This is a genomic window from Streptomyces sp. bgisy027 (genome assembly GCF_057710365.1).
Genome location: NZ_JBYIVZ010000005.1, coordinates 97,940 through 109,793, shown reverse-complemented (window position 1 = coordinate 109,793; position 11,854 = coordinate 97,940). Strand labels below are relative to the sequence as shown.

Here is an 11,854-nt window from a genome sequence, read left to right as displayed (position 1 = left end):
GCGGTCACCCCGGCCGTCACTCCAGCCGTCACCCCGGCCTTCCCGCCGTGTCCCACCGGCGCCTTCGCCACGCCCGGCGCCCTCACGCCCATGCGCACGCGGCCCGTCGCTCTCGTGCGCCCCTTGGCCTTCGTCGCCGTAAGGCGTCCGTCCCTCACTCATGCTCATCACCCCCTTCCCGAGGCTGAATCTCCGGCAGCAACCGCCCCAGCTTCCGCAGTGCGCGGTTCAGCCGGGACTTCACCGTGCCCCTGGGCCAGCCCAGGGCCTGGGCCGTCTCGGACTCGTCCATCTCCAGGAGATAGCGGTAGGTGACGACCAGGCGGTGTTCCTCGCTGAGCTTCTCCAGGGCCGCCCGGAGAGCGGCACGGCGCTCTATCTCCAGCGCGGCGACCGCCGGGTCCGCCGATTCCGGTATCAGGGGTTCCGCCTCCACGAACGCCGCCTCGCGACCGGCGAGCGTGCGCTGGCGGGCAGCCGTACGCACTGTGTTCCTCGTCTCATTGGCCACGATCGCCAGCAGCCACGGCTTGAACGCAGAGCCGTCCTTGAACCGGCCCAGCGAGCAGTACGCCTTGACGAAGGCCTGCTGCACCACGTCCTCCGCGTCCGCCCCCGCCCCGAGCGCGGCGGCCGCCCTGAGTGCGATGCCCGTATGGGCCCGCACCAGCTGCGCGTACGCCTCCGGCTCCCCGGCGCGTACGCGTGCGATCACCGCGGCCTCATCGACGATGCGGCCCCCCTCCCGCGTCCTCACACCTTTGTTACACCGCCGGGGACGGATCGGTTCCCATCTGTTTCCGACCAGTTCCGAACCGGCCCCCGAGACCTGAGAGAATGATGAGCATGGCCTCTGACCGACCCCGTGTGCTCTCCGGAATCCAGCCCACCGCAGGCTCGTTCCACCTCGGCAACTACCTCGGCGCCGTCCGCCAGTGGGTGGCGCTGCAGGAGACCCACGACGCGTTCTACATGGTCGTCGACCTGCACGCGATCACGATCCCGCAGGACCCGGCCGAGCTGCGCGCCAACACCAGGCTCGCCGCCGCCCAGCTCCTCGCGGCCGGTCTCGACCCCGAGCGCTGCACGCTCTTCGTCCAGAGCCACGTCCCCGAGCACGCCCAGCTCGCCTGGATCATGAACTGCCTCACCGGCTTCGGCGAGGCCTCCCGCATGACCCAGTTCAAGGACAAGTCCGCCAAGCAGGGCGCCGACCGGGCGTCGGTCGGCCTGTTCACGTACCCGATCCTGCAGGTCGCGGACATCCTGCTGTACCAGGCCAACGAGGTCCCGGTCGGCGAGGACCAGCGCCAGCACATCGAGCTCACCCGTGACCTCGCCGAGCGCTTCAACGGCCGCTTCGGCGCGACCTTCACCGTCCCGAAGCCGTACATCCTCAAGGAGACGGCGAAGATCTACGACCTTCAGGACCCGTCGATCAAGATGAGCAAGTCGGCCTCCACGCCGAAGGGCCTCATCAACCTCCTCGACGAGCCCAAGTCGACCGCCAAGAAGGTCAAGAGCGCGGTCACCGACACGGACACCGTTATCCGCTACGACGCCGAGAACAAGCCCGGTGTCAGCAACCTGCTCACCATCTACTCGACCCTCACGGGGACGGGAATCGCGGAACTGGAGCAGAAGTACGACGGCAAGGGCTACGGTGCGCTCAAGACGGACCTCGCCGAGGTCATGGTCGAGTTCGTGACGCCCTTCCGGGAGCGCACCCAGCAGTATCTGGACGACCCGGAGACGCTGGACTCGATCCTGGCCAAGGGCGCGGAGAAAGCGCGCGCCGTCGCCGCGGAGACCCTCTCCCAGGCGTACGACAAGGTGGGCTTCCTGCCCGCCAAGCACTGAGCCCGCACCACGGCAGGCGGCCGGAACACGGCCGTACCACCGCACAGCGCTGCACATCACCACGGTTGCGCCTGCCCGCAGCACAGTCGTGGCCGTACAGTCGATAACCGGGCGGTCGCACACGCGGCCGCTCACACTCACCGACAGGGCACGAGCTCACTCACCCAGGACGAGCTTCTCGCGAGGGACGAGCTCACGAGAGAGACGACAGGAGACGACGTGGGGACCGTAACGATCGGCGTGTCGATCGCGGTCCCGGAGCCTCACGGCAGCCTGCTCCAGGAGCGGCGCGCGGGCTTCGGCGACGCCGCGGCGCACGGCATCCCCACGCACGTCACGCTGCTGCCGCCGACAGAGGTCGACGCCACGCTGCTGCCCGCGATCGAGGCCCACCTCGTCGAGGTCGCGGCATCCGGGCGGCCGTTCTCGATGAAGCTGTCCGGCACCGGGACCTTCCGGCCGCTGTCGCCGGTCGTCTTCGTCCAGGTCGTCGAGGGCGCCGAGGCCTGCACCTGGTTGCAGAAGCAGGTCCGCGACGGCTCCGGCCCGGTCGCACGTGAACTGCTGTTCCCGTACCACCCGCACGTCACGATCGCCCACGGCATCGATGACGAGTCGATGGACCGCGCCTTCGAGGAACTCTCCGACTACGAGGCCCAGTGGCCCTGCACCGGCTTCGCCCTCTACGAGCAGGGCGCCGACGGCGTCTGGCGCAAGCTGCGGGACTACGCCTTCGGCGGCGGCGCGGTGGTGCCGCCGCAGGCGGGGCATGTGGAGCGCGGGTCGATCCCGGCGAGTTAGCTCCGCGGGGTGCGCGGCGACGGGGTGCCGCGGGGTGCGCGGCGACGGGGTGCCGCAGGGTGTGCCGCGACGGGGTGCCACGAAGTGGCCTCTGTTCGTCCGCGGCGCCGTCGTGGCTGACGCGACCACGCGGCGGAGCCGCACATCGACACGGCCCCGCACCCCTACGCGGGCGCGGGCGCCGCTCGGGCGCCACAGCCCCGCGCCCCCACGGCCGTTGCTCCGGCGCCTAAACCGGCAGTCGACGGAGCAGCCCCCTCGGCGCGTGCCGCAGCGCCGACATCACCACCCTGAGTGTGCCCGGCACCCAGACGGTCTCCGAGCGGCGGCGCAGGCCCAGTTCGATCGCCGTCGCGACCGCTTCGGGGGTGGTCGCGAGGGGTGATTCCTCCAGGCCGGCGGTCATCTTCGAGCGTACGAATCCGGGGCGTACGACCATGACGTGGACGCCGGTGCCGTGCAGCGCGTCGCCCAGGCCCTGGGTGAAGGTGTCGAGGCCGGCCTTGCTGGAGCCGTAGATGAAGTTGGCGCGGCGGGCCCGCTCGCCGGCGACGGACGACAGGACGACCAGCGAGCCGTGGCCCTGGGACTGGAGCGCGCCCGCGCTGACCAGGGCAGCGGACACGGCGCCCGTGTAGTTGGTCTGCGCGACCCGCACCGCGTTCAGCGGCTCGCGTTCGTCGCGCGCCTGGTCGCCGAGGATCCCGAAGGCGAGCAGCACCATGTCGATGTCGCCCTCCGCGAAGACCTTGCCGAGGACCGCCTCGTGGGACTCGGGGTCGAGCGCGTCGAAGGCAACCGTGCGCACCTCGGCCCCCAGGGCGCGCAGATCGGCCGCTGACTGTTCCAGGGCGGGCGACGGGCGGCCCGCCAGCCACACCGTGCGGGTACGGCGCGCGATCAGGCGGCGCGCGGTGGCCAGCGCGATCTCGGACGTACCGCCGAGGACGAGCAGGGACTGGGGGATGCCGAAGGCGTCCTTCACGACAGCTCCTAGAGATCTAGAGTCCGGAGCTCCTGGAGATCGGGAGTCCGGGGGAGGGCGGGGGTCCGGTGGCCGGGGTTGCGGGCTGAGGCGGGGGTCCGGTGGCCGGGGTTGCGGACCGAGGCGGGGGTCCGGTGGCCGGGGTTGCGGACCGAGGCAGGGGCCCGGTGACCGGGGCTACAGGCCGAGGCGGCGGGCCAGGTCCGAGACGAACACCCCGCGCGGGTCGACCTCCGCGCGCAGGGCGCGGAACTCGTCCAGGCGCGGGTACATCGTGGCGAGCAGTTCGGGACGCAGCCGGGAGTCCTTGGCGAGGCAGACGCGCCCGCCGGCCGCGGCCACGTCCTCGTCCAGCGTGTCCAGGAAGGCGCCGAGCCCGGGCAGGCCGGCCGGGACGTCCAGGGCCAGCGTCCAGCCGGGCACCGGGAAGGAGAGCCAGCCGGGGTCGGCGTCCCCGAAGCGCTTGAGGGCCGCCAGGAAGGACGGGCAGCGGTGCTCGGAGACGCGCCGCACGATGCCGCGCAGGGTCTCTTCCTGACCGTGCCCGACGACGAACTGGTACTGCACGAAGCCGCCCCGGCCGTAGATCCGGTTCCAGTGGGGCACGCCGTCCAGCGGGTGGAAGAACCGGGCGAGCCGCTGGAGTTCGCCGGTACGCGCGCGTGGCGCCGCGCGATACCAGAGCTCGTTGAACCAGCTCACGCCACGGCGGCTCAGCAGGCCCTCCGGGAGGACTGCCGGCGGGGTCGGCAGGCGGGCCGGGCGGAAGGCGAGCGGCTCCCTGTACGCGCGCGTGCCCTTGCGCAGCGCCTCCAGGGGGGCGTGGTCGCCGCGGGTGAGCACCGCGCGGCCCATCGCCGGTCCGCGGGCCAGCAGGTCGATCCGGGCGACCGAGTAGCGATGGTGGTCGTCGCCGGTGGTCAGGCGGTCCAGCAGGTCGTCGAGGTTGCGTGCGCGCTCGGTGGCGACCGACATCAGCGAGGTGGTCACCGGCTGGAGCTGGATCGTCGCGGTGAGGATCACGCCGGTCAGGCCCATGCCGCCGGTGGTCGCGTCGAACAGGGGCGTGCCCCGGCCGACGGCGCGGACCTCGCCGTCGGCGGTGAGGAGTTCCATCGACAGCACGTGGCGCGAGAAGGAACCCGAGACGTGGTGGTTCTTGCCGTGGATGTCGGCTCCGATCGCGCCGCCGACCGTCACGTAGCGGGTGCCGGGGGTCACCGGCACGAACCAGCCGAGCGGGAGCAGCACCTCCATCAGCCGGTGCAGGGAGACCCCCGCGTCGCACAGCACGATGCCGTTGTCGGCGTCGATCGCGTGCACCCGGTCCAGGCCGGTCATGTCCAGGACCATGCCCCCGGCGTTCTGCGCCGCGTCTCCGTACGCCCGTCCCAGGCCCCGCGCGATGCCCCCGCGTGCCCCGCAGCCCCGGACGGCCGTCGCGGCCTCCTCGTACGTCCTGGGACGGATCAGGCGGGCGTTGGTGGGGGCGGTGCGGCCCCATCCCGAGACGGAGACGGTGTCGGCAGGCATGTCGGCGACCGTAGCGTCCATATGTGAGCGATCAGTTCTGAAACATTCCTCTCCTCCCCGAAATGGGTGATTAGTGGGATGTCGCCCAATGTTGTCGTAGTTCCGGCTCGGCGGGCGTGAACAGTGAGTCCAATGGACCGACTCGACGACTGCGCGGCACGAGCCTCACCGCGGGCGCGCACCTCGTCAGCATGGGGGTGAAAGGGTGGTGCGCCGCCCGCGCCCGCCGCATGCCGAACCCCGGGTCCGCATCCGCGGACGGCACTCCTTCCCCGGCTCCCACGCGGCCTCCGCCACCGCCACCGTCACGGCCACCGCCGCGGCCGTCGCCTTCGGCGCGCTCGGCGCGTACGCGATCGCGCCGCCGGCCACCGCGATTACCTGATCAACGACGCCCGCGACGCCGACGGGGACCGCGCCCACCCGACCAAGCGGCACCGCCCGGCCGCCTCCGCACAGGTCCCCGTACCGGTCGCCCACGCGGTCGGAGGCGTCCTCGGCGTCCTCGGCGTCCTCGCACCGGCCGCCGCGGCCCGGCTGACCTCGCCCCTCGTCACGGCCCTGCTCACCGCCTACCTCGGCATGCAACCGGCGTACCGCGTCGGCCTCAAGCACGTCCTGGTTGGCGATGTACGGCCTGGCGGTGGCCACCTACCGTCACACCTGCCGCGGGGCCTGCGTCCCTGCGCCGCCCTCTTCGCGGTGAACGCCGCCGGAGCGGCCGTACAGCTGCCGTGCCTCACCGTGAGTCACCACGGCCTCGGGCTCACCTCCCAGCTCGCCTACACGGTCTCGGGAGCGGGAATCGGCATGGTGCTGGCTACAGTCCTGCGGTTTTGGGGCACACGGACATTGGTCTTCCTACGGAGGGCAGAGTCGGATCATGGACTGGCTGAAGAAACTTCCCGTCGTCGGGTCCGCGGTGACCCGGCTGATGGCCACGCACGCGTGGCGGTCGTACGAGCGCATGGACCGGGTGAAGTGGACCCGGCTGGCCGCCGCGATGACCTTCACCAGCTTCATCGCGCTGTTCCCGCTGCTCACCCTGGCCGCGGCGATCGCCGCCGCGACGCTCAGCCAGGAGCAGCAGGACAAACTGGAGGACAAGCTCGCCGACCAGGTTCCCGGCATCGCCGACCAGCTGAACATCAGCGGCCTGGTCGAGAACGCCGGCACGGTCGGACTCATCGCGGGCGCCCTGCTGCTGTTCACCGGCATCGGCTGGGTCACCTCCATGCGCGAGTGCCTGCGCGCGGTGTGGGAGCTGCCCGACCCCGAGGAGAACCCCGTCCTGCGCAAGGCCAAGGACGCGGGCGTCCTGGTCGGCTTCGGCGGCGCCGTGCTCGTGACGATCGCGGCGTCCACCGTCGCCTCCGCCCTGGTCGGCTGGATCACCCGGCAGATGGGCATCGAGGAGGGCGGCTGGGGCGGGGTCCTGCTGCAGATCGCCGCGTTCCTCGTCGCCGTGCTCGCGAACTTCCTGCTGCTGCTCTACGTCCTGACCCTGCTGCCCGGCGTCGAGCCGCAACGGCGCCGGCTGGTGGTGGCCGCACTGATCGGCGCGATCGGGTTCGAACTGCTGAAGCTGCTGCTCAGCGGCTATATGCAGGGCGTGGCCACGAAGAGCATGTACGGCGCGTTCGGCGTTCCGGTCGCCCTGCTGCTGTGGATCAACTTCACCTCGAAGCTGGTGGTGTTCTGTGCCGCCTGGACGGCGACGGGGAACAAGGAGACCGAGGTCGACGCCGAGGTCGACGCCGAGGACGAGGACGAGGGCGCGGCAGAGCGCGAAGACACGACAGCCGCTGCCGAGGGCTCGGCGGCCACTACCGAGAGCCCGGCGGCTGCTGCCGAGAGCCCGGCGGCTGCTGCCGAGGGCCCGGCGGCCGCTACCGAGGCCCCCGCTGCCGAATCCGTGAAGTCCGGCGTCAGGAGCGACCCCGACGGCGCACCAGGTCGGGCAGCGGCCAGCGGCGGTTGATCAGGAACGCACCGGCCGCGAGCAGCACCAGCGCCCCGCCGGTGATCCCGAGCGCCACTCCGATGCCGGTCGAACCGCTCGCGGCCGACGCGCCGACCGCCGACTTCGAGGACTTCTCGGCGTCCCCGGTGCCACCGGCCTCTCCGGAGCTGTTCGAACCCGGCTGCGCGCTGGCCCGCGCCGCGCTCTTCGGCGGCACCAGCTCACCCACCGGCTGCACCTTCCCGGCCGCCTGGAAGCCCCAGTCGAAGAGCCGCGCGGTCTCCTTGTAGACCTCGTTGTGCTCGCTCTTCTCCGGGTTCATCACGGTGACGAGCAGTACCTTGCCGTTCCGCTCGGCCACGCCCGTGAAGGTGGCTCCCGCGTTCGTGGTGTTGCCGTTCTTGACGCCCGCGATGCCCTGGTACACGGGGATGTCGCTGTCGCCGGCCAGCAGCCGGTTGGTGTTCTGGATCTCGAAGGACTCGCGGACGGACTTGCCCTTCTTCTTCGACGTCGAGCCCGGGAACTTCGCCGTCACCGTCGAGCAGTACTCGCGGAAGTCCTTCTTCTGGAGCCCGGACCGGGCGATCAGAGTCAGGTCGTACGCGGAGGAGACCTGGTGCGGAGCGTCGTAGCCGTCGGGGGACACCGCGTTCGTGTCGAGGGCCTGGAGCTCCTCGGCGTGCTCGTTCATCTCCTTGACGGTGTTGCCGATTCCGCCGTTCATCTTCGACAGCACGTGCACGGCGTCGTTGCCGGAGCGCAGGAAGACCCCGAGCCACAGGTCGTGGACGCTGTAGGTCTCGCCCTCCTTTATCCCGACCATGCTGGAGCCCGCCCCGACGTCCGCGAGGTCGGACAGCACGACCTTGTGCTCGACGCTCTTGGGGAACTTCGGCAGCACCGTGTCGGCGAACAGCATCTTCATGGTGCTCGCGGGCGGGAGCCGCCAGTGCGCGTTGTGCGCGGCGAGCACATCGCCGGACTCGGCGTCGGCGATGACCCAGGAGCGCGCGGTGAGGTCCTTGGGCAGCACCGGGACGCCGCTCGCGAGGTTCACCTGGGTGCCGGCCCGCCCCAGCCGCTCGCCGCCCACGGTCGACATGCCCGCCGGGGGAGTGGCCGAAGGGCTCGTGCTCGGTGACGGGTTGGGGGCCGCGTGGGAGAAGGGCGCGGTCAGCGCGAGGGACGACACGACGGCGGAGGCGACCAGCAGGGCACGCCTGGCGGTCTTCATGGGTGCGGGCACGACGGAGAACGTACATGCCGTTGCCATGGATGTCCCGCTTCTGTCCCCACCCCGCTCGGAGGACCCGACACGGGGCGTTGATACTGAACTCATGAAGCTCAGCCGCCCGGTCTCCTGGTTCCTGCTCGCCTTCGGGGTGTGGAGCTGGGTCATCTGGGTCACTTTCGTCAAAAATTTGATCAAGGACAGCAGCGGGCTGGCGTTCGACGACGGTCACCCGACGGCGTACTTCTGGGTGCACTTGCTGCTCGCCGTCGTCTCCTTCGTATTGGGGACGGTCGTCGGCGTCATTGGGTTGCGTGGAGTGCGCGCACTGCGCCGGATGTCATAGGAACTCGGCCAAGGCCCGGGACGTTCACTCGTCACGCAAGGGAAAGGGAACGTCCGCGTGGTCATCGTCTTCGCGCTCGTCGCGCTGCTCGTGCTGTCCGTCGTGGTGGTGGGCAACTGGTGGATGTGGCGTCGCCTGTTCCGTGACACGACCCGCGCTCCCGGCCTCGTGCGCCGGGTGGGCGTGGTGGTGATCGCCGGCGGCTGGGCGCTGACGATCGGTGGCCTGGTCGCCGAACGCACGGGCGCGCCCTTCCGGCTCCAGCAGGTCCTGGCCTGGCCGGGTTTCCTGTGGCTGGCCCTGGCGATGTACCTGATGCTGGGAGTCCTGGCCGGCGAGGTCGTACGGCCCCTGCTGCGCCGCTGGCTCGAAAGACGGGCGCGCGAGACGGAGACCGAGGCCGCACCGGCACCGGAGCCCGAGCCGGTGCCCGTGGCCGCCGCGGGTCCGGCCGACCCGCCCCCGCCCTCGGCGACCGACACGCCCGCGGACTCCGCGACACCGCCCGGCGGCCCCCTGGCCACCCCCACCCGCCGCCTCTTCGTCTCCCGGGTCATCGCCGGTACCGCCGCCGCGGCCGCCGTGGGGACCGTCGGCTACGGCACCTACGGCGTTCTGCGGGGCCCGAAGGTCAAGCGGGTCACCGTCCCGCTGGCCAAGCTCCCGCGCGCGGCGCACGGTTACCGGATCGCGGTCGTCAGCGACGTCCATCTGGGCCCCGTCCTCGGCCGGGGCTTCGCGCAGAAGGTCGTCGACACCATCAACGGCACCCAGCCCGACCTCATCGCCGTCGTGGGCGACCTGGTCGACGGCAGCGTGAAGGACCTCGGCCCGGCGGCGGCCCCGCTCGCCGGGCTCCGGGCACGGCACGGCGCGTACTTCGTCACGGGCAACCACGAGTACTTCTCGGGTGCCGAGCAGTGGGTCGAGGAGGTGCGCCGCCTGGGCCTGCGCCCGCTGGAGAACGCCCGCGCCGAACTGCCCCACTTCGACCTGGCCGGCGTCAACGACGTCGCGGGCGAGAGCGAGGGCCAGGGCCCCGACTTCGCCAAGGCCCTCGGCGACCGGGACAGGGCCCGTGCGTGCGTGCTGCTCGCCCACCAGCCCGTCCAGATCCACGACGCCGTCGACCACGGCGTCGACCTCCAGCTCTCCGGCCACACCCACGGCGGCCAGCTCTGGCCCGGCAACCTGGTCGCCGGCCTGGCGAACCCGACCCTGGCCGGTCTGGAGCGGTACGGCGACACACAGCTGTACGTCAGCCGTGGCGCGGGCGCCTGGGGTCCGCCCACGCGCGTGGGCGCCGAGTCGGACATCACCGTCATCGAGCTGGCGTCCCGTCAGGCCTGACCGCCACCCCGAACCTGTGAACGGCCTGTGAAACCTGCCGGAAACACCCGTAGGTAAGTTCTTTCTCATGTCGTCAGAATCCTCTTCCCCCTGGCGAAATCCGTGTGATTAGGTGTGCGCGCCGCTTAGGGGAGTGGCGCATTCCAACAGCTCGTGCGGGGGCCCGTCGAGGGCCTGGGGAGAGGGCACACCCATGCGTTCCGTTCGCATGCGGATTCTCGCGACGCTGCTCGTGCTGGCGGCCGTGGGAGTGGGCGGCCGGCAGTTGTTGCCGGCGCAGCAGGACGACAGCAGGACCATCACGGTCGGCACGACGGACGGTGTCACGTCGCTGGACCCGGCAGGCGCCTATGACGCCGGTTCCTGGGCGCTGTTCAGCAACGTCTTCCAGTCGTTGATGACGTTCGAGCCGGGCGGCGTGACGCCCGTGCCCGACGCGGCCGAGAGCTGCGGCTTCGACGGCAGCGATCTGCGCACCTACCGGTGCGAGTTGCGCCGGGGACTCACCTTCCCGAGCGGGCGCGCGATGACCGGCGAGGACGTGAAGTTCTCCTTCGACCGGGTCAAGCGGATCAAGTCGGACGTCGGCCCCTCCTCGCTGCTGGACACCCTCGTGTCGGTGAGCGCGAGCGGCCGTGACGTCACGTTCCGTCTTTCGTCGCCCGACGCGACGTTCCCGCTCAAGGTGGCCACCGGCGCGGGCGCGATCGTGGACCGCGAGAAGTATCCGGCGAAGGCGCTGCGCACCGACAACGGTGTCGACGGCACCGGCCCGTACAACCTGACCGGGTACACGAAGGACAAGCAGGCCACCCTCGCCCCCAACACGCACTACAAGGGCGCGATCAGCGGCACCGGCCGCCCGGTGGACCTGCGGTACTACGGCGACGGGGACGCCCTGGAGAAGGCGCGGAAGGACAAGCAGGTCGACGTCGCCACGCGCACGCTGCCGCCCGGGGTGCTCGCCGGCCTGAACGCCTCCGACCCGGGTCAGCGTGTCTCCGAGGCCGACAGCTCCGAGATCCGCAACCTCTACTTCAACACCCGCAGGACCTCGCCCCTGCACGACGTCCGCGTCCGGCAGGCCATGGCCTGGCTGATCGACCGTGAGAAGCTCGCCGCGACCGTGTACGAGGGGACCGTCGATCCGCTGTACTCGCTGATCCCGACCGGCATCACCGGCCACACCACGTCGTTCTTCGACGCCTACCCCCAGCTGAGCAAGGCCAGGGCGCGCGCCCTGCTCGCCGACGCCGGCGTCGGCCTGCCGGTCCGCTTCACCTACGGCTATGCCACCGGCCGCGGTTCCGGGGCCGAGGAAGCCGCGGAGATCAAGCGGCAGTTGGAGGCGACCGGCCTGTTCAAGGTGACGCTCAAGGGCTACGAGTGGACCGACTTCCAGAAGCGCTGGGCGAGCGGCAAGCTCGACGCCTACGCCGTCGGCTGGGTCGCCGACTTCCCCGACCCCGACACCTACGGGGGCCCGCTCGTCGGCACGAACGGCACCATGAGCACGGGGTACAGCGACAAGGCCGTGGACGGGCTGATCACGGCCAGCCAGCAGTACGCCGACCGCGGCGAGGCGACGAAGGACTTCCGCTCGCTCCAGGAGGCCGTCGCCCGCGACGTGCCGGTGATCCCGCTGTGGCAGGCCAAGGAGTACGTCGTCGCCGGCGAGGAGGTCGGCGGCGGTCAGTACCTCTCCGACGGCACCGGCGTCTTCCGGCTCTGGCGTCTCACCTGGATCTGACGCGATCTCGTCGCCCCGGCCCTCCAGGCGGT

General features: G+C 71.2%; 10 protein-coding genes and 2 pseudogenes. 8 read left to right on the top strand and 4 right to left on the bottom strand.

The window, feature by feature from the left end:
• Nucleotides 1-154: 154 nt before the first annotated feature.
• A complete protein-coding gene (locus tag AC3ETA_RS07210) occupies nt 155-757 on the bottom strand; it encodes an RNA polymerase sigma factor (protein WP_432191950.1) in 603 nt (200 codons plus the stop codon).
• Between the two features lie 89 nt (nt 758-846).
• Between AC3ETA_RS07210 and trpS the strand changes: the two genes are divergently transcribed.
• Nucleotides 847-1,860, top strand: a complete 1,014-nt coding sequence (trpS, locus tag AC3ETA_RS07205; protein ID WP_432191949.1) for a tryptophan--tRNA ligase — start codon at nt 847-849, stop codon at nt 1,858-1,860.
• Nucleotides 1,861-2,079: 219 nt separating this feature from the next.
• On the top strand, nt 2,080-2,661 hold the full coding sequence (locus AC3ETA_RS07200; RefSeq protein ID WP_432191948.1) for a 2'-5' RNA ligase family protein: 582 nt from the start codon (nt 2,080-2,082) through the stop codon (nt 2,659-2,661).
• A 229-nt stretch (nt 2,662-2,890) separates the two neighbouring features.
• On the opposite strand, the gene dprE2 is transcribed toward AC3ETA_RS07200, so the two are convergent.
• Together dprE2 and dprE1 are read right to left on the bottom strand one after the other, a co-directional pair.
• Complete coding sequence (gene dprE2, locus AC3ETA_RS07195) at nt 2,891-3,646, bottom strand: decaprenylphospho-beta-D-erythro-pentofuranosid-2-ulose 2-reductase (protein ID WP_432191947.1); 756 nt, start codon at nt 3,644-3,646, stop codon at nt 2,891-2,893.
• A gap of 177 nt (nt 3,647-3,823) precedes the next feature.
• On the bottom strand, nt 3,824-5,179 hold the full coding sequence (dprE1, locus tag AC3ETA_RS07190) for a decaprenylphosphoryl-beta-D-ribose oxidase (RefSeq protein WP_432191946.1): 1,356 nt from the start codon (nt 5,177-5,179) through the stop codon (nt 3,824-3,826).
• A gap of 378 nt (nt 5,180-5,557) precedes the next feature.
• Between dprE1 and AC3ETA_RS07185 the strand changes: the two are divergent.
• The 3 genes and pseudogenes from AC3ETA_RS07185 to AC3ETA_RS07175 all read left to right on the top strand — a co-directional run.
• Nucleotides 5,558-5,812: pseudogene (locus AC3ETA_RS07185) on the top strand (UbiA family prenyltransferase); the annotation flags it as partial.
• A gap of 7 nt (nt 5,813-5,819) precedes the next feature.
• Nucleotides 5,820-6,075: pseudogene (locus AC3ETA_RS07180) on the top strand (GtrA family protein); the annotation flags it as partial.
• Nucleotides 6,063-7,160, top strand: coding sequence for a YihY/virulence factor BrkB family protein (locus AC3ETA_RS07175; RefSeq protein WP_432191945.1), 1,098 nt, complete (start codon nt 6,063-6,065; stop codon nt 7,158-7,160). The pseudogene AC3ETA_RS07180 and the gene AC3ETA_RS07175, both read left to right, overlap by 13 nt.
• On the opposite strand, the gene AC3ETA_RS07170 is transcribed toward AC3ETA_RS07175, so the two are convergent.
• On the bottom strand, nt 7,108-8,391 hold the full coding sequence (locus AC3ETA_RS07170; RefSeq protein ID WP_432191944.1) for a D-alanyl-D-alanine carboxypeptidase family protein: 1,284 nt from the start codon (nt 8,389-8,391) through the stop codon (nt 7,108-7,110). The two genes, AC3ETA_RS07175 and AC3ETA_RS07170, sit on opposite strands and share 53 nt — an antisense overlap.
• 91 nt (nt 8,392-8,482) lie before the next feature.
• On the opposite strand from AC3ETA_RS07170, the gene AC3ETA_RS07165 reads away from it, so the two are divergent.
• From AC3ETA_RS07165 to AC3ETA_RS07155, 3 genes are all read left to right on the top strand, one after another.
• Complete coding sequence (locus tag AC3ETA_RS07165; RefSeq protein ID WP_030954132.1) at nt 8,483-8,722, top strand: SCO4848 family membrane protein; 240 nt, start codon at nt 8,483-8,485, stop codon at nt 8,720-8,722.
• 57 nt (nt 8,723-8,779) lie between these two features.
• On the top strand, nt 8,780-10,072 hold the full coding sequence (locus AC3ETA_RS07160; RefSeq protein WP_432191943.1) for a metallophosphoesterase: 1,293 nt from the start codon (nt 8,780-8,782) through the stop codon (nt 10,070-10,072).
• Nucleotides 10,073-10,265: 193 nt separating this feature from the next.
• Nucleotides 10,266-11,822: an ABC transporter substrate-binding protein gene (locus AC3ETA_RS07155; RefSeq protein WP_432191942.1), complete on the top strand. Its 1,557-nt coding sequence runs from the start codon at nt 10,266-10,268 to the stop codon at nt 11,820-11,822.
• Nucleotides 11,823-11,854 lie beyond the last annotated feature (32 nt).